We start from the raw sequence: 26,151 nt of genomic DNA on the forward strand, positions 1-26,151 counted from the left end.
TCAACCCTGCCATTTGAAGACGGTTGAGCAACAGCAAAAGTCATACTTGACAGTAGTCCACATAAGAAAGGCCCCGCGAAATGCGAGGCCTTCGACACATTTCCCGACAGAGTGTTACAGGATGGGTTGCTTTGTGCTCAGGCCAATCGCGGCCCCAACAGCAGCCATGTCTGCCAGAAGTTTGGCCGCGTCGTCCACCGGGCCGGTGTCGCTTTGAGATGCATCCTTGGCGCGATTGTAGATGTCTTGGGCGTCATCAAACATCGCATCCATCTGGTCTTGCGTCATGTCACCCTTCGACACCGCACGTTCAGCCAAAACAGATACGCCTTGCGCACCAATTTCTGCGAAACCACCGGTCACGACATATTCATGAGTGTCATTGCCCGCATCAACCTTGAGCACGCCGGGGCGCAGTGTCGTGATCGTGGGGGCGTGGTCGGCCATCACGGTCATGTCGCCATCGGCACCGGGAATCTGCACGGCTGTCGCGTCCATGGACGCGAGGCTACGCTCGGGCGATACCAAATCAAATTGCATATCGTTCTCCTCTTTGGGGCGGCGGGGTGAACCCCGCACTAAGCCCGGAGATTGAGATGTAGGGCGGGCCCCAAGCCCGCCTTACGATTAGGCTGCGTCGGCCGCCATCTTCTCGGCTTTGGCGATCACTTCGTCGATGCCGCCAACCATGTAGAACGCACCTTCGGGCAGGTGGTCATATTCACCGGCCACAACCGCCTTGAACGAAGCAATCGTGTCTTCCAGCGGAACCTGAACACCGTCCGAGCCGGTAAACACTTTCGCCACGTCGAAGGGCTGCGACAGGAAGCGTTGGATTTTCCGGGCGCGGGCCACCGTCAGCTTGTCCTCTTCCGACAGTTCGTCCATCCCGAGGATGGCGATGATGTCCTGCAGCGACTTGTAGCGCTGCAGGATCTGCTGCACGTCCGAGGCCACCTTGTAGTGCTCTTCACCCACGATCTGCGGGTCCATCAGGCGCGAAGAACTGTCGAGCGGGTCCACGGCGGGGTAGATGCCAAGTTCCGAGATCGCACGGTTCAGAACAGTGGTCGCATCGAGGTGCGCAAAGGTTGTCGCTGGCGCAGGGTCGGTCAAGTCATCCGCAGGCACGTAAACGGCCTGAATGGATGTGATCGAACCGGATTTGGTTGAGGTGATCCGTTCCTGCATCGCACCCATGTCGGTGGCCAGTGTTGGCTGGTAGCCCACCGCCGAAGGAATACGGCCGAGCAGAGCCGACACTTCGGAACCCGCTTGGGTGAAGCGGAAGATGTTGTCGACGAAGAACAGAACGTCGGTCCCCGAGGCGTCGCGGAACTGTTCCGCAAGCGTCAGACCGGTCAGAGCCACACGGGCACGCGCACCGGGAGGTTCGTTCATCTGGCCGTAGACCAGCGCAACCTGACTTTCTTCGAGGTTGTCGGGCTTGATCACGTTGGATTCGATCATCTCGTGATAAAGGTCGTTGCCCTCACGTGTCCGTTCACCCACACCCGCGAACACCGAATAGCCGGAGTGCACTTTGGCGATGTTGTTGATCAGTTCCATGATCAAAACCGTCTTGCCCACGCCCGCACCGCCGAAGAGGCCAATTTTGCCGCCCTTGGCGTAGGGGGCCAGCAGGTCCACAACCTTGATACCGGTCACGAGGACTTCGGATTCTGTCGACTGCTCTGAAAAGGCGGGCGCGTCCTGGTGAATGGCGCGTTTTTCTTCCGCTTCAACCGGGCCACCTTCGTCAACGGGCTCGCCCACGACGTTAAGGATACGACCCAGTGTTTTCGGGCCAACCGGCACCATGATCGGGCCGTCAGTGTCAGTTACTTCCTGACCGCGCACCAGACCTTCGGAGCTGTCCATCGCGATGCAGCGCACGGTGTTTTCACCAAGGTGCTGCGCGACCTCAAGGATCAGGCGGTTGCCGTGGTTGTCGGTTTCCAGAGCGTTCAGAATCTCTGGCAGGTGGTCATCGAACTGCACGTCGCAGACGGCCCCGATGACTTGTGTGATTTTGCCTTTAGCGTTTGCCATTTTTCGTCTCCGGGTATCTTACAGCGCTTCCGCGCCGGAAATAATTTCAATCAGCTCATTGGTGATCACAGCCTGACGCGAGCGGTTGAACTCGATGGTCAGCTTGTCGATCATGTCGCCAGCGTTGCGGGTCGCGTTGTCCATGGCGCTCATTCGAGCCCCCTGTTCGGACGCACCGTTTTCCAGCAGGCCGGAAAAGATCGCTGTGGCCACGCCGCGCGGCAGAAGGTCGGCCAGAATGGCCTCTTCGTCTGGCTCGTAATCATAGAGCGTGTCGCTGCCCTCGTAATCCTCGGGGATTGCAAAGGGGATAATCTGCTGTGCCGTGGGGATCTGCGTCACGACGTTCTGGAACTTCGAGAAGAAGATCGTCGCCGCGTCATATTCGCCCGCATCAAAGCGGCCCAACACATCCTTGGCCACGCCTTGGGCATCCGCATAGCTCATGCGTTTGACCTCGGTCATATCCACATGACCAACGAACATGTTGCCAAAGTCGCGTTTCAACTGATCGCGACCTTTCTTGCCAACAGTCAAAATCTTGACTGTCTTGCCTGCGGCTTGCAGCTCGGTGGCCTTGGCCCGTGCCAGTTTGGCGATGTTGGTGTTGAACCCACCGCACAAACCGCGTTCCGACGTCATGACCACCAGCAGGTGCGTCTGGTCCGACCCGGTGCCCGACAAAAGCCTGGGCGCGCTGTCAGAGCCAGCCGCAGCCGACGCCAGCCCCGCCATCACGGCGGTGAACCGTTCGGCATAGGGGCGCGACATTTCGGCAGCTTCCTGTGCCCGCCGCAGTTTTGCGGCGGCCACCATCTGCATGGCCTTGGTGATCTTCCGCGTCGACTTGACGCTTTCGATCCTGTTTTTCAGGTCCTTGAGATTTGGCATTGCCCGATCCCCTTATGCGAAGGTCGAAGCGAACTCGTCGAGGACCGCCTTCATCTTGTCGACGTTCTCGCCCGACTTGAACTTGGGATCTTCATCAGCGATCCACTTCAGGAAGTCGGCTTTTTGCGACCGCAGGAAGTTGAGCAGGCCCGCTTCGAATTTACCAACTGCGCTGACGTCGATGTTGTCGAGGTAGCCGTTTGTGCCCGCAAAGATGGTACATACAATCTCGGCATTCGTCAGGGGCGAATACTGCGCCTGCTTCATCAGCTCTGTCAGGCGCGCGCCACGGTTCAGCAGCTGCTGTGTGGCGGCATCAAGGTCAGAGCCAAACTGGGCAAAGGCCGCCATTTCACGGTACTGGGCCAGCGACAGTTTCACCGGACCCGCAACCGACGACATCGCCGATGTCTGGGCCGAAGACCCAACACGCGAAACCGACAGACCGGTGTTCACGGCGGGGCGGATGCCCTGGTAGAACAGTTCGGTTTCAAGGAAGATCTGGCCGTCGGTGATCGAGATCACGTTGGTCGGAATAAAGGCTGACACGTCGCCGCCTTGCGTTTCGATGATCGGCAGGGCCGTCAGCGAACCGGCACCGTTGTCTTCGTTCAGCTTGGCCGAACGTTCCAGCAGGCGCGAGTGAAGGTAGAAAACGTCGCCAGGATACGCTTCACGGCCTGGTGGGCGGCGCAGCAGCAGCGACATCTGGCGGTAGGATACGGCCTGTTTGGACAGGTCATCATAGATGATCAGCGCGTGGCGGCCATTGTCACGGAAGAACTCGGCCATGGCGGTCGCGGCGTAAGGTGCCAGGAACTGCATGGGGGCCGGGTCGGATGCAGTTGCGGCGACGACGATCGAATAGTCAATCGCACCGGACTCTTCGAGCTTCTTCACCAGCTGCGCCACGGTCGAACGCTTCTGGCCTACGGCGACGTAGATGCAGTAGAGCTTCTTGCTCTCATCATCGCCGGCAGCGTCGTTGTAGGATTTCTGGTTCAGGATCGCGTCCAGAGCGACGGCGGTCTTGCCGGTCTGACGGTCACCAATGATCAGTTCGCGCTGACCACGGCCAATCGGGATCATCGCGTCAACGGCTTTGAGGCCGGTCGCCATCGGTTCGTGCACCGATTTACGCGGGATGATGCCGGGCGCTTTGACGTCAGCGACGCGACGCTCGGACGAGGCGATGGGGCCTTTGCCGTCCAGCGGGTTGCCCAGACCGTCCACAACGCGGCCCAGCAGTTCGTTCCCGGCGGGCACGTCCACGATGGAGTTGGTGCGCTTGACGGTGTCACCTTCTTTGATGTCGCGGTCGGACCCGAAGATAACAACACCAACGTTGTCGTTCTCGAGGTTCAGGGCCATGCCCTGAATGCCACCGGGGAATTCGACCATCTCACCGGCTTGCACGTTGTCGAGGCCATAGACGCGGGCAATCCCGTCCCCTACCGACAAAACGCGGCCCACTTCGGCCACTTCTGCTTCCTGACCAAAGTTCTTGATCTGGTCTTTCAGGATCGCAGAAATCTCTGCTGCTTGGATACCCATTTATCCGACCTCTTTCATTGCATTCTGGAGGGAAGCGAGCTTGGAGCGGATCGACGTGTCGATCATCTTCGAGCCCACTTTTACGATCAAACCGCCGATAAGGCTTTCATCGACGGTTGCATTGATGGTGACGTCCTTGCCCATGCGGGCCTTGAGCGTCTTGGCAAGCTTGTCGCTTTGCGTTTTTGTCAGCGCTTTGGCGGTTGTGACGTCAGCTGTGACTTCACCCTTGTCTTCGGCGATCACGTCGCGCAACGCCTTGACCAATTGCGGCAGCACAAAGAGGCGCCGCTTGTCAGCCATCAGGGCCAACGTGTTCGACATCAGGTCGGTCAGCTTGGCTTTCTTCGCGATCGCGGTGACGGCGGCGGCCTGCTCTTCCCGGCTGTAAACGGGCGAGTGGATCAGGGCATTGAAATCACCGCTGTCGGCCATGGCAGCCGTCAGGGTTTCAATATCACCTTCGAGTTTTTTGACGGCTTTGCCTTCCTTGGCAAGGTCGTAGACAGCTGTGGCATAGCGGGCTGCGATGCCTGTGGAGATCGAAGCTGGTTCGGACACGTCCACCCTTTCGATGTCTTGGCCCGGATTGCTGCACACGGATGCATGGCCCGGGGTGTTGGACCGCCCTGATTTTGGCCAAGGCGTGAAAATCAGGGGGGATGTAGCAGAGGGTTTGCCACCCCGCAACATGTCTTCGTGAACGGGCACTGGGGTGCTTATTTCATGATTTCAAGGGGTTAACAAAACTGCGACCTATTGGCCCTCAGGAATTGTAAGAATTCCGTCACAAAACGTGCGCGTTTGGGGCCGATTCCGAGCCGCAGGATAGGCCACGTGGTCTGAATGCAACGTTTTGCGGGGCAATAGAGATTGGCTGCTGATCACCGCATTGACTCTGTTTAGCGTCAGCCACAGCTTACCCGAGTTCGGGGGCGAACGGAGAAGGATTTGGTATGAGTGCTTTGCTGCTTTTGGCATTGATGTCGGGTGGATTGACGCTGGGGGCTTTGGACGATGGCGACGCGGCGCGCGATGGCGATTCCGCTGACACGCCTGATGAGCCGGACACAACGGATGAGCCGGACGTTGGCGCGGCGTTCAGCTTCGATCCAGGAGCCAATGAGATCTCGGTTGAAGTGGGTAAAGATGAAACGCGCACGCTTGTTGCCGTGCGCCTAACCGAAGAATTCGCAATCTCAGGCTGCTGCGCGAGCGGTACAGATTACTCCATGCGCTTTTTTCTTGTCGACGACATCGACAACTTCCCCCCATCTGCGGAAGACGTTCTTGCCGCCAATGCAGACACGCTGGTCGAGGGGGAAGACTTCGAAATCGAAGGCGAGGATCTGTTTTTGTTCTATGATGCCTATTGGGACAATGTCGCCGGGGCCGAGGAAGTCGGCCAAGTGGATCTGGGTCGCTTTTCATCCAATACGGGCGATGACGGAACGGAACCCTTCGTCAATGACACGCGTGACACCGACGCGACTTTGGCCACGAATGCCCCTGTGACGATATTCGAATACACGAATCCGTTTGGAGAAGGGGACGGCTTCACCGAAGACAACCTGACCGAAATCACAGTGGATCCTTTTCTAGTCCCCGAGCGCTCGACCGACATTGTGACCCAAATCACCGGCGAAGATGGACAAACTGAAACGCAATATGACCAGACGGGTGCTGTTGTGTTCGGCAGTGACGGCGATGACGTTGTGACTGTTCTTGGGACAGGGATCGACGCGACCTATTCAATCCAGACACTTGCGGGTGATGATAGCATCACCGTCGATGCCTCGAACTCATACCTGGCAAATACTATCGGCGTATCCACTGTGAACATTGATGCCGGTGATGGAAATGATACCATTGACGGTCTGGGTAACGAGACCAACGTATTTGGCGGCGCTGGCAACGATCAGATAGTGCTGGATTTTGACTTTGACGGCACCGCAGTCGGAGGCGACGGCAATGACCTGATCATCGCGGCGGACGGCTTGGTCACGGATGGCGCCACACTGGATGGCGGTGCCGGGGACGATCAGATCATTATCAACAACGCGCTCGATTTTGACATTACGACCGGCGAAGGGGCCGATCTTGTCGCGCTTGGACCTGAACTGCGCGACAGTTTGCTGCCCATCACTATTACAGACTTCGATCCGAATGAAGATGCGCTTGTTCTGGCGCTTGGCGTCGATACTCCCGACGAAGTTGCGCTGACGATCTTTCGCAACTTAGCCGAAGATCGGACCGAAATTCGTGCCATCGTCCCGGCGGTCGAGGCGATGACAGATACCGAATTTGGCGTACTGCTGTACCTCGAGGGCGCACCGGAAATTGCGGATGACAGAATTGCCATCGTGAACGACCTACCGACACCTGCGGTTACTTGATCGTTCTAAACCCGCCCCGCCACGGGGGCGGTGACGCCCTGTGGTAGCTTTTGCCGCTTCGCTTTCGCCCGTACCACCTTGCCCTTGGGCGGGTAGACCAGTTTCGATGCTTCCACCATGAAGGCCCCGCCAGCCACCATCCCTGGCATCAGGCGCCCGACCTTTTCGAACATAGCGGCTGATTTCATCCACACCCGTCTGCTGGATGGAAACTGATAAAGCGCGCCGACATGCCGTTCGGGCAGAAACTGGTGTTTGCGCAACTGCGTCTCGAGCTGGCTGGCGGAATAGGGTCGACCAAAACCAAAAGGGGTGCGGTCACGGCGACTCCACAGCCCTGCGCGATTGGGCACGATGAACAGCGCTTTGCCGCCCGGCCCCAACACGCGCCACGCTTCTTCGAGAAGGTCATAAGCGCGTTCCGAAGTCTCGAGACCATGTAGGATGACCAACTTGTCCACGTGACCCGTCTCGATCGGCCAGAGCGTTTCTTCTGTCAGCACCGATACGTTGGGCATATCGGGCGGCCAGGGCATCACCCCTTGGGGACCGGGCATCAAAGCGATCACGCGGCGCGCTTCCTTCAGATAGGGGCGCAAAAGGGGTGCCGCGAACCCGAAACCCGCCACTGTCTGGCCCTTGGCCTCGGGCCACAGCTCCACGAGCCGTCGTCGTAGCGATGCCTGCGCCGCCCGCCCCAACGCGCTGCGGTAATAGAAATTGCGCAGGTCCTGCACATCAAGATGCATGATCGTCTCTTGTTCAACCGGCCCGTTCGGACCACCTTGTTCCTAACACTAAGCACAAAGAGCCGAATTGCCATGCCCCTCGACATCCGCACAATCCCTTGCCTTGACGATAACTATGCCTTTCTGGCGCATGATCCTGAGACGGGTGACACCGCTTTGATCGATGCGCCTGAGGCGGAACCGATCCTTACCATGCTGGCCGAGACGGGGTGGAAGCTTACCGATGTTCTTGTCACGCATCATCACTATGATCACGTGGACGGGTTGGCCGGCATTCTGGCTCAGCACCCTGCCCGCGTTATCGGGGCAGAGGCAGACGCGCATCGACTTCCAGAACTCGACGTGCAGGTGACAGAGGGCGACAAAGTGACCGTTGGGTCGGAAACAGGTGTCGTCATCGACGTGTCTGGCCATACGATCGGGCACATCGCCTTTCATTTCCCGGGTTCGAAGGCCATCTTTACCGCCGACAGTCTCATGGCCCTCGGATGTGGTCGCGTGTTCGAAGGGACCAAGCCGCAAATGCATGATAGCCTGCAAAAGCTTGCTACTCTGCCTGGCGACACCGTTGTCTACTCCGGCCACGAATACACAGCCTCAAACGGGAAATTCGCTCTGACCATTGATCCCGGAAACCCCGACCTTATATCACGGGTCCGCGAGGTGACCGAAAAACGCGCATCGGGCATCCCGACCGTTCCATCGCTTTTGTCCGAGGAACTGGCAACAAACCCTTTTCTGCGCGCCCACGATCCCGCCGTTCAGGCCCATCTGGGCATGGAGGGCGCCAACGCCACCGACGTATTCACGGAAATCCGCACCCGGAAGGACAACTTCTGAGACGCGCGGGTCCACCGATGCGCCCAATGTGACACCATAGTAACGTTTCTCACGCACATTGTGAGGGTCAAGGCAAAGAAAAGCCTTGAAGCTGCGCGATCTTCAACCAAACTTAAACACATGAGGCCATGGTTGGTATGGGGCCTCGACATACCTTGGCGCCCCCACCCGACCCCGATCGAAAGGAGCACTGCCCGTGCCTTCATTCTCGACGACACTCGAAAAAGCCATTCACCAGGCGCTTGCGCTGGCCAACGAACGCCGGCACGAATTTGCAACGCTTGAACATCTGCTGCTGTCTCTGGTCGATGAACCGGATGCTCACCGTGTCATGCAGGCCTGTTCGGTCGACATCGACGAGTTGCGCGGCACGCTTGAGGAATTCGTGGACGACGACCTGTCGAACCTTGTGACCGACATTGACGGGTCGGAAGCCGTACCCACAGCCGCCTTCCAGCGCGTGATTCAGCGGGCCGCGATCCACGTTCAATCCTCCGGCCGGACAGAGGTGACGGGCGCCAATGTGCTTGTCGCAATTTTTGCCGAGCGCGAATCGAATGCGGCATACTTCCTGCAAGAGCAGGACATGACCCGCTATGACGCGGTGAACTTCATCGCGCATGGTGTCGCCAAAGACCCCGCCTTTGGCGAGGCGCGGCCTGTCTCTGGTGCGCCGGAAGCCGAGGAAGAGCCGCAAGGCGTGACCGAAGGCGAGAAGAAGGAAAGCGCGCTGGCCAAGTATTGCGTGGACCTGAACGAAAAGTCGCGCGAGGGCGATATCGATCCGCTGATCGGCCGATCAGCTGAGGTTGAGCGCTGTATTCAGGTGCTGTGCCGCCGCCGAAAGAACAACCCGCTTCTTGTGGGTGATCCGGGCGTAGGCAAGACCGCCATCGCCGAAGGTCTGGCGCGCAAGATCGTGGCTGGTGAAACGCCCGAAGTGCTGTCTGGTACAACCATCTATTCGCTCGACATGGGCGCGCTGTTGGCCGGTACGCGCTATCGCGGTGATTTCGAGGAACGTTTGAAGGCGGTCGTGACCGAGCTGGAAGAGCACAAGGACGCTGTTCTGTTCATTGACGAGATTCACACCGTGATCGGTGCCGGTGCCACATCTGGCGGCGCTATGGATGCGTCAAACTTGCTGAAACCTGCTTTGCAGGGCGGCAAGCTGCGCACAATGGGCTCAACCACTTACAAAGAGTTCCGCCAGCATTTTGAGAAAGACCGCGCGCTGAGCCGCCGGTTCCAGAAGATCGACGTGAACGAGCCGTCGGTCGAAGACGCTACGAAGATCCTGAAAGGGCTGAAACCCTATTTCGAGGATCACCATGGCGTCAAATACACCTCCGACGCGATCAAAACCTCTGTCGAGCTGGCGAGCCGGTACATCAACGACCGCAAGCTGCCCGACAGCGCCATTGACGTGATCGATGAGGCGGGCGCGGCTCAACACCTTGTCGCCGCCGCCAAGCGCCGTAAGACCATCGGCACCAAGGAGATCGAGAATGTCGTGGCAAAGATCGCCCGCATTCCTCCGAAAAACGTGTCCAAGGACGATGCAGAGACCCTCAAGGATCTCGAAGCCTCGCTCAAACGCGTGGTGTTCGGCCAAGACAACGCCATCGAGGCGCTTTCATCTGCTATCAAGCTGGCACGCGCCGGTCTACGGGAACCTGAAAAGCCCATCGGCAACTACCTGTTCGCCGGTCCCACCGGCGTGGGCAAGACCGAGGTAGCCAAGCAACTGGCAGACACGCTGGGCGTGGAAATGCTGCGCTTCGACATGTCGGAATACATGGAGAAACACGCCGTCAGCCGTCTGATCGGTGCCCCTCCGGGATATGTGGGGTTCGATCAGGGTGGCATGCTCACCGATGGCGTCGACCAGCATCCGCATTGTGTTTTGTTGTTGGACGAGATGGAAAAAGCACATCCGGATGTCTACAACATCCTGCTGCAGGTGATGGACCACGGCAAACTGACTGACCACAACGGCCGGACAGTGGATTTCCGCAACGTGATCCTGATCATGACGTCGAACGCGGGGGCGGCAGACATGGCCAAAGCGGCCATCGGCTTTGGCCGCGACCGGCGCGAGGGCGAGGACACGGCCGCTATCGAGCGCACATTCACGCCAGAGTTTCGCAACCGGCTGGACGCTGTGATCAGCTTTGCACCGCTGGGCAAGGATACGATCCTGTCCGTGGTCGAGAAGTTCGTGCTGCAACTGGAAGCGCAGCTGATGGACCGCAACGTGACTATCGAGTTGACCAAACCCGCAGCCGAATGGCTGGCCGACAAGGGTTACGATGACAAGATGGGCGCGCGCCCACTGGGCCGCGTGATCCAAGAGCACATCAAGAAACCCCTGGCTGAAGAATTGCTGTTCGGCAAATTGATGAAAGGCGGCGTTGTCCGCGTAGGTGTCAAGAACGGTGAGTTGGACCTAAAGCTCTCCGGCCCCGACAAACCTCGCATATCGGGCGACAAGCCACCGCTTCTGACCGCAGACTGATGCGGGCAGCAGCCTTTGGCGTGCTAATGTCCACCCTCGCCGCGACCCCGCTTGCGGCGAGGGACTTTTCGTTGGACGTCCCGATTGAGTGTGACCTCGGCGCAGAATGTTTCATCCAGCAATATGTGGATCATGATCCATCGCACGACGCGAAGGATTTCCGCTGTTCAACCCTCAGCTACGACACGCACCAAGGCACCGATTTCGCCCTCCGGTCTCTTGACCAGATGCGTCGCGGTGTGAACGTGATTGCCGCAGCCCCGGGCACGGTCAAAGGCACGCGAGATGGCATGGAGGACCGGCTTTTCAACGACGAACAGAGCAGCCAGATCAACGGGCGCGAATGCGGCAACGGCGTTCTAATCGATCACGATGACGGTTGGAGCACGCAGTACTGTCACCTCAAGCGCGGCAGCGTGACCGTCAAAACGGGAGACCAAGTGGGACCGTCCACCGTATTGGGTCAAGTGGGTCTCTCGGGGCGCACACAATTTCCGCATGTGCATATGACCGTCCGCAAGGATGGCGAAGTTGTCGACCCGTTCGATCCTGATGGACACATACAATGTGGTGCTCCGAGCACAGAAACCCTGTGGCAAACACCGCCGTCCTATCGTCCCGGCGGTGTGCTTGACGTGGGATTCTCCGACCGGGTGCCCGAGTTCAATGACATCAAGGCTGGCAATGCCGCCCTTCCGCAAATGCCTTTGGATGCGCCTGCAATCGTTGTCTTTGGCTACGCGTTCGGCAGCAAATCGGGCGACATAATGCACCTGCGCATCGACGGGCCCGATGGAACACTGATTGATGAAAAGGTCGAAATAGAGCGCAATCAAGCGCAGTTCTTTCGTGCGCTTGGCAAGCAACGAACAACCGTCAATTGGCCCGGCGGTGAATACACCGGCACGGTGATCTTACGCAGGGGCCAGCAAGAGATAAGTCGTTTTCAAGGCAAAACGATCATCAGGTAAAGTGCAGTTTCACTGCCCCATCCTGATATTAAGTCTATTGCTGTGATAAAACTGTGAGGCGCACGTGTCCGTGCGCCTTATTTTTCGGTAAACTTCAACTCGATCCGTCTGTTTTGCGCACGTGCATCAATAGTATCCTCGGGATTGATCGGCTGGTACTGCCCGAAACCGTTGGCCGATAGCCGATCCGGCGGAAGCCCCAGGAAATTGACCATGTACCGCACAACCGACAAGGCACGCGCCTGGCTCAGTTCCCAGTTGTCCGCAAATTCCCCCTGCCCCGACAAGGGAATGTTGTCCGTGTGTCCGTCGACCTGCAATACCCAGTCTATGCCATCCGGAATATCATCTGCGACACCGCGCAGAATACCTGCGATATTCCCGATCTCACGCTGCCCCGCCGCCGACAAGTTCGCACCGCCCGGCGGGAACAACACCTCAGACGAGAAGACAAAGCGATCCCCAACAATACGCACCCCTTCTTGCGCCCCCAACACGTCGCGCAACTGGCCAAAGAATTCTGATCGATAGCGCTCCAAGTCTTGCGCCTGTGCTTCCAGCCGCTTGCGCTCGGCTTCTTCCAGCTCGCGTCGCCGACGCTCCTCCAAAGCGGCCCGTGCGAGGGCGGTATTCAGATCGCGACCAAGCGTGCTCAATTGCACCTCTTTCGCAGCATCCCGCGCGACCGCGTCATCCAGCAGAGCCTGCAATTGGCCCAGTTGCGTGCGCAGTTGCGAGACCTGCTGGTTCAACAGTTCAGTCTGCCGCTGCGCCTCCAATGTGGCAGCTTCTTCAGTGCTCAAAGCGGTCCGTGCAGCAGCCAGCAAGGCCGCCCTCTCTTCAGCCGCCGAAGTCTGGGACGTCAGCGCCTCCTCCGCCGCCAGCTTCGCGGCAAGCGCTGCCGCCAGTTGTTCCCGTACATCGGCATTGCTGCTGCCCTCAGCCTGTGCATCGGCAAGGGCCGCATCACGCGCTGCCAAAATGCTGGCCAGTTGCGTGCGCAATTCTGTCAGATCGGTCTCCTGCGCAGCCACTTGACCTTCCACGGCAACCTTCTCGGCTACGGTCGCCGCCAAACGCGCGCGCAGATCTGTACGCTCAAGATCCAGCGCGGTAAGACGTTCCTCGACCAAGGTCATCTGAGCCTGAACGTCTGCTAAGGTTTGCGATGCTTCCGTTCCGGCCTCTGCCTCGATCAAGGCCGCGGCCAGGCGCGCCTCCAGGCTGGCTTGCGCTTGGGATAAGGCAGTCCTTTCTGCATTTGAGGTATCAAGCGCGGCCAAAGCTGCCGCCAACTCGGCCTCCAAATCCCCGATACGCGTCTGCGCCTGCGATGCAGAACTGTCCGAATCCTGTGCTGTCAAAAGGGCGGCAGCCAGACGGTCGTTCAAATCCTTCTCCGCCGCACGTGCCGCCGCCAAAAGGGTCAGCGTGTCCTCGGCCTCCTGCCGCTGGGCTTCCAGCGCCAGAGTCATGGCCGTCAGTTCTGTATCTGCATTCTCCAACCGCGCGCGCAGGGCCGCGGCTGCCGCAGCTTCAGCCAAGCGCGCAGCTTCTTCCTTACTCAGCGCCTCTTGGGCCGCGTCCAGGTCGGCTTGCAGCGCTGTGGCCTGATCCGCGCTGGCAGCATTCCGGCTGCGCAGATCTGCGATCAGGGCTTGCAACGCATCCGTGCGGGCGGCCGCAAGGCGCGCCGCTTCCACCTGCTCGTCCACCTCATCCCGCGCCGCCGCCAATGCCAAGTTCAGCGCCTCCTGTTCAGACAAAAGTCGCGTCTGTTCTTGTTCAAGCCCGGCCACGTTCTCAAGCGCCGTGTCACGATCAGCGATCAGTGCGGCGACCTGCGCCTCGAAACTGGTGATGCGCGTTTGAGCCTGCGCAAGCTGCGTGGCCTGCGCATCCCGTTCAGCCGTCAGCGCCGCAATGGTCGCTGCCTGTGCATCTACCTGCGACCGGGTGTCGGTCAACGTCGCGTTCAGCGCCGACAGGCGGGCATCCAGCTGGTTTGCCCGACGCTCTTCCAGCCCAAGCGCCTGCGCCAATGCCGCCACTTCACCGGCCAGTTGGTCCAATTCGTTTTCCTGGCCCGAGATCGTCTCGCGCAGCACAAATTGCACGATCATAAAGATCGTCAGAACAAACATCAGCACCAGCAGTAGCCCGGTCATCGCATCCACGAAACCCGGCCAGATAGACGCCTGGAACCTTTGTCCTGTGCGTCGCGACAGCGCCATGGTCAGCTATCCCCTGCGGAGTGGCCTTGGCGGTTGCGATTGTTGCCGCCGGGCTTGCGCCCTTGGCCCCGCGGCTGGCTGAGCGCTGTGGCAAGGGCGGAGATATCAGTGCGCAGTTCCGCCATCGTTTCCTGTCGACCTGCGCTGATTTCTTCGAGAATACGCAGCATCTGAACGTCGATAGACCGCAACCGCATCCTGCTTTCAGCGTCGATCCCGTCGCCTGTGCCTTGCCGTTCGATCACATCAATCAAGCGTTCCTGCCCGTCGGCCACCCGCGCCAACGCATCGTTGCCACCGCCTTGAGCCTCAAGCCGGGCAGTCATGCGGTCAACGGAGTCCGCCAACAGGCCCAGCTTTTCATCGACCATGGATCGGCTGACATCCGATTGGGTGAACATGGTCTGCAGGCTCTCCATCTGTTCAGCGAGATGATCGATCACACCTGCCATCGCACTTTGATCACTGCCGCCTTCGCCATCGGTCAAACCGAGGCGAGTTATGGAACTGAGCCATTCCTCAAGCTCGCGGTAGAAGCGGTTCTGCCCGCGCCCTGCAAAAAGTTCGAGCAGCCCAACGATCAACGAGCCGGCCAAACCAAGAAGGGACGACGCAAAGGCAACGCCCATACCGCCCAACTGCGCCTCAAGCCCCGTCATCAAGCGGTTGAACACCTCTACACCACCTTCGCCTTCTTGCGGGGCGAGGCTACGGATCGTGTCCACGACCGCCGGTACCGTCGTGGCAAGACCATAGAACGTGCCCAAAAGGCCGAGGAAAATCAGCATGTTGACGATGTAACGCGTGATATCACGCACTTCGTCTATCCGCGTCGCTACCGAATCCAGAATAGACCGAGTGGACGTGGCAGACAGCTGCATCCGCGCGCCACGCGACCGCAAGAGCGACGCAAGCGACGCAAGCAGTTGCGGCGCCTTAGTTTGCGCATCCGCCCTGTCGCTGGCAAACTCTTCGATCCAGCGCACGGACGAGATCAGCGAAAACACCTGCCAGAAACAGGCAATCACCCCGATCACAAAGACCACAAGGATAAACCCGTTCAGGTAGGGGTTCGCCTGGAACACAGGCAACACGCGAGGCAGTGCAATCACCGCGCCAAACAGCGACAGCCCCAGTACAAAGACCATGGCGAAAATCTGTTGGACCGGCTGCGAAAAATGCGGCTGTGCCTTGGGTGTGGTCTGTGCCATAGCGTGGCTCCTGACCCCTGCTCTGTTCTGCTTTTGCAGCAATCTATCGGCTTTTGTGCCCAAGCGCCAAGGATTTATGCCAGTATCGCTGCGACGCGGCGTGACAGCCAATCAAGGTCGGAATCAGCCACGCCCATCTCGGTTAGATGCTGCGCCGTGTTATACAAGTATTCACTGTTTGGGCCCCGTCCGCCATGCGCGTGCGCAATGATCTGGGCCTGCTCTTCCAGCGGCAGGCCGCCGCAATACTGTACGTGATCTGGATCGATCACATATGTCACTGCCTCGATCCGCGTGCCATTGGCCAGGTCCACGTCCAGCATCTTTTCCAGGTAGGCGGACGAGATCAGTTCGCGTTCCCTGAGATAAGCCAGCGTTGCGTCTTCGGTCCCCGGCTCCACGCGCAATGCCACACCCTCACACGCAGCATCGGCGGCTGCATCAAGAGCAAGAACAAGCCCGGGTTCTGCCTCGGACCCGCGGTGGTGGATCGACCGCATGCAAAACGACCGCGCCCAACCCGGCAAAGTGCCGCGCGCGGCCTCGGCCACTTCGAAGCCGGGGTTCCAAAGCAGGCTGCCATAGCCAAACACCCACATGGTCATTGTTACTGGTCCTTTTGCTGCGCTGTGGGGTAGACCCGATTTGGCAAGAAAGGGAAAGGGGCGCGCATGCGCAAAGTAATGTGGATCGTTGCACTGGCCGCGCTAGCCTGGTGCGGCTGGTGGTGGGTCGCCTCAACCGGGCTGCGCAGTGCCGTGCAGACGTGGTTTGACGCGCGCCAGGCTGACGGATGGCAAGCCGAATTGCGCGAGGTTGATGGCGGCGGCTTTCCCCTGACGCTGCACGCCGGGTTGCGGGACATCGCGCTGGCTGATCCACAGGCCGGGCTCGCGATCCAGACCGAAGCCCTGGACATCTCTGCTCCGGCCTGGTGGCCCGGTGACGTGGTAGTGACCCTTGATGACGACCCCATCCTGGTTGCCTCGCCTCTTGGGCGCTCGCTGCTGACCATGGCAGACGGGGTGATGGCCATGAACCTGCACCCGGGTACAACCCTCGAACTTGAGGCGCTGGGATGGACCGCGGGACCATGGCAGGTGAATGACCAGGACGGCCTGCAAATGCAGGCCAACGACCTCACTCTGACCATGGAACAGACCGATGGCGCGCAATACGCTCTCACAGCCAGCGCGGACACCTTCGCCCCCGGCGCCCCGATCAGAAGCAATCTGCGTTTGCCAGACAATTTCCCGCGCGCGTTCGACAGCTTGCAATTGCGGGCCGACGTCACCTTTGACCAGTCTTGGGATCGACGTGCGTTGGATCAACGTCGTCCGCAACCACGTATCATCGAACTGCATCTGGTCGAGGCGATCTGGGGGGATCTGAAGTTCAACCTGACGGCAGATCTGACAGTCGACGCCACTGGTGTCCCCGCGGGGACAGTCGCCATTCAAGCCGAAAACTGGCGCAAAATGCTGGACATGTCGGAAACGGCTGGATTGCTGCCAACCCAATTGCGAAGCCAGGCCGAGGGTGTTCTGCAAGCCCTGGCCGGAGCGTCGGGCAATGAGAGCACACTTGATGTCGAGCTCTCCATACGGGACGGTGCCATACGCCTTGGCTTTATCCCCTTGGCCCCAGCACCGCGCCTGATCCTGCGCTGAAGCGCGTCAAAGCCTACCTACAGTAGGTACCACCGCGGTAACGGGCCGTGTCGAAGTGAAAGTGATCTCGGTGAAACCGGTCCGAGTTCGGGCCCAGTACGGTTCCAAACGGACCACATGCCGCCTTGTGCATGGATCGCAACGCCCTGCGATGCCGCGAATTCCAGTCGTTCAGCACAGTCAGCGTGGTCCCATCGTTCAACTGGAAGCCCGAGATGTCGATGGCGCGCCCCTTGCCATGCTCGGAAATCCGCGCGCCCGGCTGGTTGTTGCGGGTCCGACAGGCGTAGTGCGTCGCCACGCGGTAGCTGGCCAACCCGCCGCCCTTGCTGCGCAGCGCGGGCTTGGCGCCCCGCTCTGTCCAGCTTTTTAGCGCCTTGGCCGTGGTACAATCCATCAGCGCCGACTGGCTCAGCGTCACACCCGAGACCGAGCGCAGCCGCACAGCCTCGGATATCCCGCAACCATTGATGCGTCCCGGCACAAAGCCAACCACATCTCCCTGCAAGTCCGGATCACCACAAACCTGACCGCGACGCCGTTCAGCCCTGCGCGCCATGGCTTGTTCGACGATCGCTCCGGGTCGTAGCGTCGGACGCAAAGAGGTCGCACTTTCAGGCAAGATCGCCGCCGACGGAACGGCCGAAGCCACAGTCGGCACAACCGGCGTCACGACCGCGTCCCGTACGACGTTTCGGGCGTCTGTACCGGCTCGGGCCACGGGCCGCTTTGATGTATCAGGTGCCGCAACCGCAAGGCCCGCGGCCAGCATCAGACTGAGCGCCAGCACTTTCATCGTTGCGCCCCACGGCCAAAGTCGGGCGCATCGGTGTCTTGCCCGGCTTCGATGATCCCACGGCGGATGGCGCGGGTGTGCGTGAAATAGTCGAACAGGTGATCCCCGTCACCGGTACGGATGGCGCGTTGAAGCGCAAACAGTTCTTCTGTGAAGCGCCCCAGTATCTCCAGCGTCGCATCCTTGTTGGTCAGAAAGACGTCACGCCACATCGTGGGATCGCTCGCCGCGATGCGGGTAAAGTCCCGAAATCCAGCAGCAGAGAACTTGATGACCTCGCTATCCGTCACACGCCGTAGATCGTCAGCGACACCAACCATCGTGTAGGCAATCAAGTGCGGGATATGGCTGACCACGGCGCAGACGCGGTCGTGATGCTGTACATCCATCCGCTCGGTCATAGCCCCAAGCGCCGACCAATACCGTTCCACATTTGCCACGGCGGTCGCGTCCGCATCGTCAGGAATTACGATCAGAGTCCAGCGGTTGTCATACAGCTCCGCAAACCCGGATTCTGGGCCGCTGTGCTCAGTCCCGGCCATGGGGTGCGTGCCCACGAAATGAACGCCTTGAGGCAGGTGCGGTACAACCGCATCAAACACCGCCTGTTTTACAGAGCCAACGTCGATCACCGTGGCGCCGGGTTTAAGCCCGCCTTTGATCTCTGCCATCACTTGGCCCATCGCGCCCACAGGGACAGCCAGCACCACAAGGTCAGCATCTTGTACAGCCTCGGCAGCCGTGTCCGTCACCGTGTCGCAAAAGCCAAGGCGCCGGGTTGTGTCGCGCGTTGCCTCGGACCGCGCGTACCCGCTGATCGTCGTGGCAGCACCGGCACGCTGTGTGGCCCACGCCATCGAACCCGCGATCAGGCCAAGCCCGATAAAGGCGATCTTCTCATAAATCACGCTCAAGATGCGTTCCGCCATTCAGTCAGGGCCGCAATCACGCGGCCTGTTTGGTCTGCATTCCCCACCGTGATGCGAATACCTTCGGGAAAGCCATAACCGGCGACGCGGCGCACGAGGATGCCGTCGGCATTCAAAGCCGCCTCAGCCGCATCGGCTTCGGCCACCGTGGCAGCGCGGGCCAGAACGAAGTTTGTATCGCTCTCATCGCAGGCCAATCCTAGCTGGCGCAGTGCACCGATGAGCCGGGCGCGTTGATCAGCATTCAAGGCTGCGCAGTCCTCGACCCATTTGATGTCTCGCACTGCAGCCTCCGCAGCGCTCAAGGCGACGGTAGATAGGTTGAAGGGTTGGCGGATACGCGTCATCACATCGATTATGTCCCTTGGGCCATATCCCCAGCCCACACGCAAGCCGCCAAGGCCATAAATCTTGGAAAAGGTTCGCGTCATCAACACGTTGGGACGCGTTCTCGCCAAGGCAAGACCGCCATCATACCCATCTGCATATTCGGTATAGGCCCCATCGATCACAAGGATCACATGCTCCGGCACGCCATCGGCGAGCCGAACAACCTCTGCATCCGGCAGGCGCGTGCCAGTGGGATTGCCGGGATTCGCCAGCAGCACGATGCGAGTGCGTTCGGTGACAGCACTCAGAATAGCATCCACATCCACAATCCGGTCCCGCTCGGGCACGCATACAGGCGTGGCACCAGCCATGTTGGCCAGGATCGGGTACATCGAGAATCCATGAGCGGTGTGGATGATCTCATCCCCCGGACCTGAAAACGCCTGCGTCACGAACTGCAACACCTCGTCACTTCCGACACCACAGATCACTCGGTCCGCATCCACGTTCCACACTTCGGCAATGGCCGCGCGCAAAGCGGCGTGATCGGTCGAAGGATAGCGATGCATGTCACTTGCCGTCCGCGTGAGGGCGTCAATGGCCGCCGGGCACGGCCCTGCTGGGTTCTCGTTTGAGGACAGTTTCAACACGTTCTCCACATCCGCCAAGTACGACGCCCCGCCCTGATAAAGCGCGATGTCCATGATGCCGGGTTGCGGTGTGATGCGGGTCATTGATCCTCTCCGTTCGTCCGAGATGTTTTAGGGGCGTCCGGACAGAGTGGCTAGGGGCAAAAGCACGCAAACTCCAGTCGGCACAGAGAAGGGCCGTGACTTGCCGTCCCGTGGGCGGCTCGAAGCGGTTCATCGTTCCCATTTACCGATGGGGCCATATCACGCGCAGACCGAGATGTAGCGGCACCTTCGGCTTGATCCGTTCTAGGCTTAGCTCGTCACGTCCGGCGCGGGCTTCCACTTGAACCCGACCCGGATCACCCCGTGGTCGTTGGTCCCGCTTTCCTTGTGATCGTTCTGGTTCAGGTGATCGTTCTGGACCACCATCTCGTCAAACGCCCACTTCCGCCGCCTGGAGTTGTCGTAGAATTCCTGGCTGAACAGAATGTGGTCCAAGCTCTCGCGCTGCCCCTTATAGACATGGGTGTAGTACACATCGCGGACCGATCTGTATTCCTGTATCGTCTGCGCGGTGTAGAGCGCATTGTCCCCACCACCCGACGACAACGGCGATAGGTAGGTGGGCTGCTCGGATAAGATGTTCAACGTGTTGCTGGACTTGCCGTCATTCATGTCGCCAATGACAACTACGGGCGTGTCCGTCTTTTTAACCAGCTTCGTGATGATGACCCGCAGCGCAGCAGCCTCTGCCGTGCGCCGAACGGTCGAAATGGCATAGCCCAGCGCGTTGACATGCGGCCCATGCACGTCCTTGTCGTACCAGCTGCGCTCACGCCAGATCTGCGTGGGGCGGCGGGATTTGAAGTGGCAGACAAAGACATGGATCACAGGTGTCCGCGGGTCGGGCTGTACCTGAAAATGCAGGACCGGGCGGGAAAAGGTGCTCAGGTTGACCTCAAGAAAGTCCTGTTGCGGATCGTCGCCGCCCGTTTTCAACACGTACTCGTCCGGGAAATCGACAATCCATTCGGGATCGCCCACCAGGATATCGGTGCGGACGGCGGCTGCACAGACGATCTTGTCCCCGGCATGATCCGTCGGCACCAAGGCGGTATATTCGCTGTCCATCCCGGCTTCTACCAGCACCTGATCCAACGCAGCGGCGGCCCACAGCTCTTGCAGGCCCACCACATCAGCAAAAAGCCGACCCATGGTCGCGGCAGTGTAGTCGATCTTGCGTTGGTAGATCACCGGATCCCACCCGTCGGTATCGCCGTAAATCGCGTCCCCGGGGGTTTGCAGGTTCAGAAGGTTGAAACTCGCGAAGGAAATATCGCGCGCGCCCATGGCAGTCTCCAATTCTCGTCAATCAATGCGAGAACGCTACCACAGGTTAGGTAACGCGGGCATGAAAAGTTCAAAGCGCAAGTGCCCGGCAAGGGCGTGGGCGAACCAAGGTGCAAAAGACAAACGAGGGCGCTGCACCAGCGCCCTCGCCCCAAACAATCGAACGGACGTTATGCCTTGCTGCTTGCAGGTTCTTCGCTGCTGTTCGCTTCGGGCTTTGTCACTGCTGCGTTTTCAATCGTCTTTGGCCGCGCAGGTTGATCCACCGGAGTGACCGTGTTGCCCACCGCTGCATCCGCGATGCCGGCCATCCCGTTTTCCATACTGATCCCAAGCTCTTTGCCAAGAGCCTGCATGGCGGGCATTTGCAGCGCCATGCCCAGCACGGAATCGAGCGCCTGATTGACCGGAGTGCCGCCGTTCGGCGCACCGTCTGCACCACCACTGGCGGGGGTCATGCCCGTCACCTGGTGGATCTTGATCGAGTCGATCTTTTCAGCCGGTTTGACCATTTCCGCGATGATGGCAGGCATGGCCTCAAGCTGGGCAAGGCGGATCTTCATCGCCACGATCTCGGCACTCAGCTCGTTCTCGGAGTTCGCTATGGCTTTCTGACCTTCAGCTGTTGCCAGCATGTCGGTCCTTTTTGCCTCGGCACGCACGGTCAACGCATTTGCATCGGCCTGCGCCTCTTCCAATTGGGCCGCGGCACGGTCGCTTGCAGCGTCCTTTTCCGCCTCGGCCGTCACACGAATACCCGTTGCCTGACGCTCCGCCTCTTTCTGCGCCTCGATGATGGCGATCCGCTTGATCCGCTCGGCCTCAGCCACCGCGCGTGCGGTTTCAATGGCTTCCGCCGCTTTCTTGGCCTCAGCCCGCGCCGTGTCAGCGGACGCACGTGCCTGGCTTTCTTCCTCGGACTTGCGGGCCACGATGATCTGGCGTTCCTGATCCGCCACTTCCAGCTCGCGTTCCTTGGCGATCTCGGCTTCGCGGATGCTGCGCTCACGCGCAATCTCGGCTGAACGTACCGCCTTCTCGCGTTCAATCCGCGCTTCTTCCTTGGCGCGGTCCGACGCTTCCTGGTTGCGCGCGATCTGTGCCTCCTGTTCCGCCTGCAGAGTCTGGATTTCCTCAATTTGGGCGATCTCGGCCTGCTTCTGCTCGCGCTCGATCTGATACTTGCGCTTTTCGGCTTCCATCTCGGACTGGGCGACGGACACGTCAGCCTCTGCCGAAATCTCGGCCCGCTGTTTGCGCGAGGTGGCAATGACGGCCGCCAGCTTCTGCATCCCGACTGCGTTGAACGCGTTGTTTTCATCAAGCGAATCAAACGGTGTCTGGTCCAGAGCGGTCAGCGACACGGCCTCAAGCTCCAAACCGTTCTTCAGCAAGTCTTCGGAGATGGCATTCTGCACCTCTTGAACAAAGCTGGCGCGGTTTTCGTGCAATTCATCCATCGTCATCTGCGCGGCCACGGCACGCAGACCATCGACCAGCTTACCCTCGATCATCTCGCGCAACTGTTCGACATGGAATGTCCGGTCACCCAGCGTTTGGGCCGCGCGCGAAATGCCGTCTTCGGTGGCGTTGACCGAGACGTAGAATTCAACGCCCACATCAACACGCATCCGGTCCTTGGTGATCAGCGACTGTTCAGCCACCCGCGCCACTTCCAGGCGAAGCGTCTTCATGTTGACCTTGGATATCTCGTGCAGGAACGGGACAACAATGGTGCCGCCATCCATGATAACCTTGCGCCCGCCGGACCCGGTTTTCACAAGGCTGGTTTCGCGTGTTGCACGTTTATAGAGGCGCGCCATGATCAAGCCGATCAGAACAAGAAGACCAAGAATGATGGCGGCAATCGTCAGGATTGCAGTGAGTTGCATATGAATACTCCTACATGAACTAAAGGTAAGGTTGGACAGACAGCGTGTATGATGAGCCGCAAGGCTGGTCAGATCACGAAGAACTTGTCACCGCGTTTGCGAATGAGCGTGACATCGCTGCCCTTGGGGAAAACATCTTCATCGTGAAGCGGCTCAACCCGAAGATAGTGGATGTTGTTGTGCCGATCCTTGATCTTGACCTCAGCCGGGCGACCGCGTGCAGCGGTGCCTTGCGTGATGGTGCCGTGATAGCCGCCAAGGAACCGGGCCCGCGTGGCGCTTGTTTCGGTCTTGGGCATGATCAGGGCCACCCAGTTGGCGATCACACGGGTCACGGCCAGCGCCGGGACAGCCGCAACAACCGAGGCGATGAGGGCAGGCAGGCCCTGCCCGAACAGACCCGCGACAAAGGACTGAAGGATCAGGCCAAAGAGACCAAACATAGTCAGGAATGACGCAAGCCAGATCAGGAACGGCACATCACGCGCACCGATCCATGTGAACAGCCCGGAGGACTGAGCACCGGCATCAATGTCAGGCATCTCTGCCGCATCCACGGCATCGACAGCATCCACACCGGGATCAATGTCCGCCGCAAACTCGGTCGACAGATCAAAGTCCGCATCCACGTCGATATCTGGCGCGTCACTGCCAAGGCCCATGAGTGTGCCGCCTAACACGGCGCTCAATATCTCAAGAACAAACAGGCCAGCCACCACTGCCAGTGCGATGGCAAACGGGGCGCTCTCGGGCGATAGGAAAAGTGCAATCATGTCTTTCATTTCCATATCTATATAGTCACTGATAAAAAAATGTTAGGTATTTATGTGCAGAAATTGTATTTTTTTTATTCATACCTATCTAGGGTGTTGTACCAGCCACGGTTTCAAACGGGATTGAGCGCACACCATGCCGGACTTTCTCCACCGCCGCCGCCTTGCGCGGATGATTGATCGTACGGCCAGCCAAGTGTCCGATGTTGCCGTGCCTGACAAGGGTTGGATCGCTTCGGTCCGTCATGCTTTGGGCATGTCTGCAGAACAGGTGGCACGACGCAAGGGTGTTAGTCGAAACGCGGTGTATCAGGCGGAACGCAGCGAACAGGACGGAGCCGTTTCGATCAAGCAGATGGAACAGCTGGCCTCTGCCATGGGCGCGCGGTTTGTCTATGCCATCGTGCCTGAGGCACGGATCGAAGACCTGAAATATGCTCAAGCCATGAAACTCGCACACGCGCTTATCGCAGATGAACCGGATGCAGGCACGTGGTCAACAGATGCTCGTCAGGACTGGATCGAGGACAAGGCGGCAGAATTGCTACACGACATGCCCCCCACCTTCTGGGACGACAAGTAGCTGGTCGGTCTACGCCGGGCGCGGCGGTGTCGCAGGGGCGCGGGCCACGCGGGCAAGCGCATCACGCGCGATCAGAACGTGGAAGGGCATGATCGCGGCCAAGTAAAGCCGCCCGCCCATATTGTGCGTATGCACCCAGGTTGCCAGCGAAACGACACCCTCCTCGGACCGGACGCTGACCCGGAAATCCAGATGCCTGTCGTTGAACCCGGCAATCAACTCGGTTCCCGTCTCGCTTTCGACCGGGAATGGACCCAATTTGTCTGCCGCATCTGGCCCATCCTGCGACAAGCCAAACGGGGTCGTGATCAAGCCACGCAGTTTGACCAACATCTGCGCCCAACCCGGAAAAGCCGTGATGATCTCGGACGCCGCGCGCGCGTTGGCTGTGCTCGCAACCGAATAACAATCCAGAAAATCACCCCGCTGCATATACCCGTGCAAAGCACTGTCGGCGGGCAATGGCGTGGCGGTGACGCGCGGTGCGGAAAGCATGGGGCACTCCTTTGGCTGACTGTGGTCACTCTATTGACGCATGCCGACCCTGACCCTGTGACATGAAACCACAACGGAACTGAAAGCTTGCTACACTAGCGCCACCTACATCCGACAGGAACCGCGCCATGACCGATGATGACAGCCCGCAATCACAAAACATCTGGCCCCTGCCAGCCTTCTATTTCCAAGTTACGATGGCCGGGGAGGACATGACATTCCAAGAGGTGAGCGGCCTCGATGCCGAGAGCCAGCCCATTGAATATCGCGCAGGCAACAGCAAGGTCTTTTCCACGATCAAGATGCCCGGCCTCCGCAAGACGGGCAACCTGACCCTCAAAAAGGGTGTCTTCATCCGGGATCAAACATTTTGGGACTGGTTCAGCGGTATCAAGATGAACACGATCAAGCGTCAGGATCTGACCATTTCATTGCTTGATGGAAGCGGTACGCCGACCATGGTCTGGCGGGTGATGAACGCCTTTCCCACCAAGATCACAGGCACCGACCTCAAGGCAGAGGGCAATGAGGTCGCCATCGACAGCGTCGGGATCGCGCACGAAGGGATCACCATCGAAAACGCATGAAAAAGGGCCGCCCAATGCGGGCGACCCTTTGAAAATCTGACGGCGGGACACTCCCGCAGCGTCTTAGTTCTTGGCGTAGAATTCCACGACCAGGTTTGGTTCCATCATCACCGGGTACGGCACGTCGCCCAAAGTGGGGGTGCGGGTGAAGGTGGCGGTCATTTTCGAGTGATCTGCATCGATATAGTCAGGCACATCACGCTCTGGCAGTTGCGTGGCTTCCAGAAGGACGGCCAGTTGCTTCGAACGGTCACGCACCTCGATCACGTCACCCTCTTTCACGCGGTAGGAGGGGATGTTGACCTTGCGGCCGTTCACACGCACGTGGCCGTGGTTCACGAACTGACGGGCGGCAAAGACGGTTGCCACGAATTTCGCGCGGTAAACAACCGCGTCGAGGCGGCGTTCCAGCAGACCGATCAGGTTTTCGCCGGTGTCACCGCCCACACGTACCGCTTCGGCATAGATGCGACGGAACTGTTTCTCGGTCAGGTCGCCATAGTAGCCTTTCAGCTTCTGCTTGGCACGCAACTGAATACCGAAGTCGGACAGCTTGCCCTTGCGGCGCTGACCGTGCTGGCCGGGGCCATATTCACGACGGTTGACGGGGGATTTGGGGCGACCCCAAATGTTTTCGCCCATGCGGCGATCAATCTTGTACTTGGCAGACGTGCGTTTTGTCACGGCTGATCTCCTTC

General features: G+C 59.4%; 24 protein-coding genes. 7 read left to right on the top strand and 17 right to left on the bottom strand.

From position 1 onward, the window contains the following. Nucleotides 1-114: 114 nt before the first annotated feature. The 5 genes from Q1A75_RS13800 to Q1A75_RS13820 form a co-directional block, all read right to left on the bottom strand. Entirely contained in the window at nt 115-540 is a 426-nt protein-coding gene (locus Q1A75_RS13800) for a F0F1 ATP synthase subunit epsilon (protein ID WP_299550138.1), read from the bottom strand. 87 nt (nt 541-627) lie between these two features. Continuing rightward, entirely contained in the window at nt 628-2,052 is a 1,425-nt protein-coding gene (gene atpD, locus Q1A75_RS13805; protein ID WP_299550135.1) for a F0F1 ATP synthase subunit beta, read from the bottom strand. Nucleotides 2,053-2,070: 18 nt separating this feature from the next. Further along, nucleotides 2,071-2,943, bottom strand: a complete 873-nt coding sequence (locus Q1A75_RS13810; RefSeq protein ID WP_299550133.1) for a F0F1 ATP synthase subunit gamma — start codon at nt 2,941-2,943, stop codon at nt 2,071-2,073. Nucleotides 2,944-2,955: 12 nt separating this feature from the next. Then, complete coding sequence (atpA, locus tag Q1A75_RS13815; RefSeq protein ID WP_299550130.1) at nt 2,956-4,497, bottom strand: F0F1 ATP synthase subunit alpha; 1,542 nt, start codon at nt 4,495-4,497, stop codon at nt 2,956-2,958. Further along, nucleotides 4,498-5,058 carry a F0F1 ATP synthase subunit delta gene (locus Q1A75_RS13820; protein WP_299550127.1) on the bottom strand — a complete coding sequence of 187 codons (561 nt, stop codon included), beginning with the start codon at nt 5,056-5,058 and terminating at the stop codon, nt 4,498-4,500. A gap of 395 nt (nt 5,059-5,453) precedes the next feature. Between Q1A75_RS13820 and Q1A75_RS13825 the strand changes: the two genes are divergently transcribed. Further along, complete coding sequence (locus Q1A75_RS13825) at nt 5,454-6,893, top strand: hypothetical protein (protein ID WP_299550125.1); 1,440 nt, start codon at nt 5,454-5,456, stop codon at nt 6,891-6,893. Between the two features lie 5 nt (nt 6,894-6,898). Here Q1A75_RS13825 and Q1A75_RS13830 read toward each other — a convergent pair whose 3' ends face one another. Then, on the bottom strand, nt 6,899-7,642 hold the full coding sequence (locus tag Q1A75_RS13830) for a hypothetical protein (RefSeq protein ID WP_299550123.1): 744 nt from the start codon (nt 7,640-7,642) through the stop codon (nt 6,899-6,901). A 72-nt stretch (nt 7,643-7,714) separates the two neighbouring features. On the opposite strand from Q1A75_RS13830, the gene gloB reads away from it, so the two are divergent. The 3 genes from gloB to Q1A75_RS13845 all read left to right on the top strand — a co-directional run bounded on the left by gloB (nt 7,715) and on the right by Q1A75_RS13845 (nt 11,971). Further along, on the top strand, nt 7,715-8,482 hold the full coding sequence (gloB, locus tag Q1A75_RS13835; RefSeq protein WP_299550120.1) for a hydroxyacylglutathione hydrolase: 768 nt from the start codon (nt 7,715-7,717) through the stop codon (nt 8,480-8,482). 196 nt (nt 8,483-8,678) lie between these two features. Next, entirely contained in the window at nt 8,679-11,000 is a 2,322-nt protein-coding gene (clpA, locus tag Q1A75_RS13840) for an ATP-dependent Clp protease ATP-binding subunit ClpA (protein WP_299550116.1), read from the top strand. A gap of 26 nt (nt 11,001-11,026) precedes the next feature. Then, nucleotides 11,027-11,971: a M23 family metallopeptidase gene (locus Q1A75_RS13845; protein ID WP_299550112.1), complete on the top strand. Its 945-nt coding sequence runs from the start codon at nt 11,027-11,029 to the stop codon at nt 11,969-11,971. Nucleotides 11,972-12,048: 77 nt separating this feature from the next. On the opposite strand, the gene Q1A75_RS13850 is transcribed toward Q1A75_RS13845, so the two are convergent. From Q1A75_RS13850 to Q1A75_RS13860, 3 genes are all read right to left on the bottom strand, one after another. Beyond that, entirely contained in the window at nt 12,049-14,205 is a 2,157-nt protein-coding gene (locus tag Q1A75_RS13850) for a peptidoglycan -binding protein (protein ID WP_299550109.1), read from the bottom strand. Between the two features lie 2 nt (nt 14,206-14,207). Then, nucleotides 14,208-15,416 (bottom strand): biopolymer transporter ExbB, encoded by a 1,209-nt coding sequence (locus tag Q1A75_RS13855; protein WP_299550106.1) that lies wholly within the window; start codon nt 15,414-15,416, stop codon nt 14,208-14,210. 74 nt (nt 15,417-15,490) lie between these two features. Further along, nucleotides 15,491-16,021 carry a gamma-glutamylcyclotransferase gene (locus tag Q1A75_RS13860; RefSeq protein ID WP_299550103.1) on the bottom strand — a complete coding sequence of 177 codons (531 nt, stop codon included), beginning with the start codon at nt 16,019-16,021 and terminating at the stop codon, nt 15,491-15,493. Nucleotides 16,022-16,087: 66 nt separating this feature from the next. Here Q1A75_RS13860 and Q1A75_RS13865 point away from each other — a divergent pair, with 66 nt between their 5' ends. Continuing rightward, complete coding sequence (locus tag Q1A75_RS13865; protein ID WP_299550100.1) at nt 16,088-17,086, top strand: DUF2125 domain-containing protein; 999 nt, start codon at nt 16,088-16,090, stop codon at nt 17,084-17,086. Between the two features lie 13 nt (nt 17,087-17,099). On the opposite strand, the gene Q1A75_RS13870 is transcribed toward Q1A75_RS13865, so the two are convergent. The 6 genes from Q1A75_RS13870 to Q1A75_RS13895 all read right to left on the bottom strand — a co-directional run bounded on the left by Q1A75_RS13870 (nt 17,100) and on the right by Q1A75_RS13895 (nt 23,797). Further along, a complete protein-coding gene (locus Q1A75_RS13870; protein WP_299550097.1) occupies nt 17,100-17,882 on the bottom strand; it encodes an extensin family protein in 783 nt (260 codons plus the stop codon). After that, on the bottom strand, nt 17,879-18,811 hold the full coding sequence (locus tag Q1A75_RS13875) for a prephenate/arogenate dehydrogenase family protein (protein WP_299550094.1): 933 nt from the start codon (nt 18,809-18,811) through the stop codon (nt 17,879-17,881). The genes Q1A75_RS13870 and Q1A75_RS13875 overlap by 4 nt, the downstream gene beginning before the upstream one ends. Beyond that, entirely contained in the window at nt 18,793-19,875 is a 1,083-nt protein-coding gene (gene hisC, locus Q1A75_RS13880) for a histidinol-phosphate transaminase (RefSeq protein WP_299550090.1), read from the bottom strand. Before hisC ends, Q1A75_RS13875 begins: the two co-directional genes overlap by 19 nt. 210 nt (nt 19,876-20,085) lie before the next feature. Further along, nucleotides 20,086-21,123: an endonuclease/exonuclease/phosphatase family protein gene (locus tag Q1A75_RS13885; RefSeq protein WP_299550087.1), complete on the bottom strand. Its 1,038-nt coding sequence runs from the start codon at nt 21,121-21,123 to the stop codon at nt 20,086-20,088. A gap of 170 nt (nt 21,124-21,293) precedes the next feature. Continuing rightward, nucleotides 21,294-23,015 carry a flotillin domain-containing protein gene (locus Q1A75_RS13890; protein ID WP_299550084.1) on the bottom strand — a complete coding sequence of 574 codons (1,722 nt, stop codon included), beginning with the start codon at nt 23,013-23,015 and terminating at the stop codon, nt 21,294-21,296. A 68-nt stretch (nt 23,016-23,083) separates the two neighbouring features. Further along, nucleotides 23,084-23,797: a YqiJ family protein gene (locus Q1A75_RS13895; RefSeq protein ID WP_299550081.1), complete on the bottom strand. Its 714-nt coding sequence runs from the start codon at nt 23,795-23,797 to the stop codon at nt 23,084-23,086. 127 nt (nt 23,798-23,924) lie between these two features. Between Q1A75_RS13895 and Q1A75_RS13900 the strand changes: the two genes are divergently transcribed. After that, on the top strand, nt 23,925-24,371 hold the full coding sequence (locus tag Q1A75_RS13900) for a helix-turn-helix domain-containing protein (protein WP_299550078.1): 447 nt from the start codon (nt 23,925-23,927) through the stop codon (nt 24,369-24,371). A 9-nt stretch (nt 24,372-24,380) separates the two neighbouring features. Here the strand turns inward: Q1A75_RS13900 and Q1A75_RS13905 are convergent, their stop codons facing one another. After that, nucleotides 24,381-24,866, bottom strand: coding sequence for a DUF2867 domain-containing protein (locus Q1A75_RS13905; protein WP_299550076.1), 486 nt, complete (start codon nt 24,864-24,866; stop codon nt 24,381-24,383). A gap of 128 nt (nt 24,867-24,994) precedes the next feature. On the opposite strand from Q1A75_RS13905, the gene Q1A75_RS13910 reads away from it, so the two are divergent. Next, complete coding sequence (locus tag Q1A75_RS13910) at nt 24,995-25,453, top strand: phage tail protein (protein ID WP_299550073.1); 459 nt, start codon at nt 24,995-24,997, stop codon at nt 25,451-25,453. Between the two features lie 63 nt (nt 25,454-25,516). On the opposite strand, the gene rpsD is transcribed toward Q1A75_RS13910, so the two are convergent. Continuing rightward, nucleotides 25,517-26,137: a 30S ribosomal protein S4 gene (gene rpsD, locus Q1A75_RS13915; protein WP_299204972.1), complete on the bottom strand. Its 621-nt coding sequence runs from the start codon at nt 26,135-26,137 to the stop codon at nt 25,517-25,519. Nucleotides 26,138-26,151 lie beyond the last annotated feature (14 nt).

It is taken from the genome of uncultured Tateyamaria sp., from assembly GCF_947504105.1.
Lineage (GTDB): Bacteria > Pseudomonadota > Alphaproteobacteria > Rhodobacterales > Rhodobacteraceae > Tateyamaria.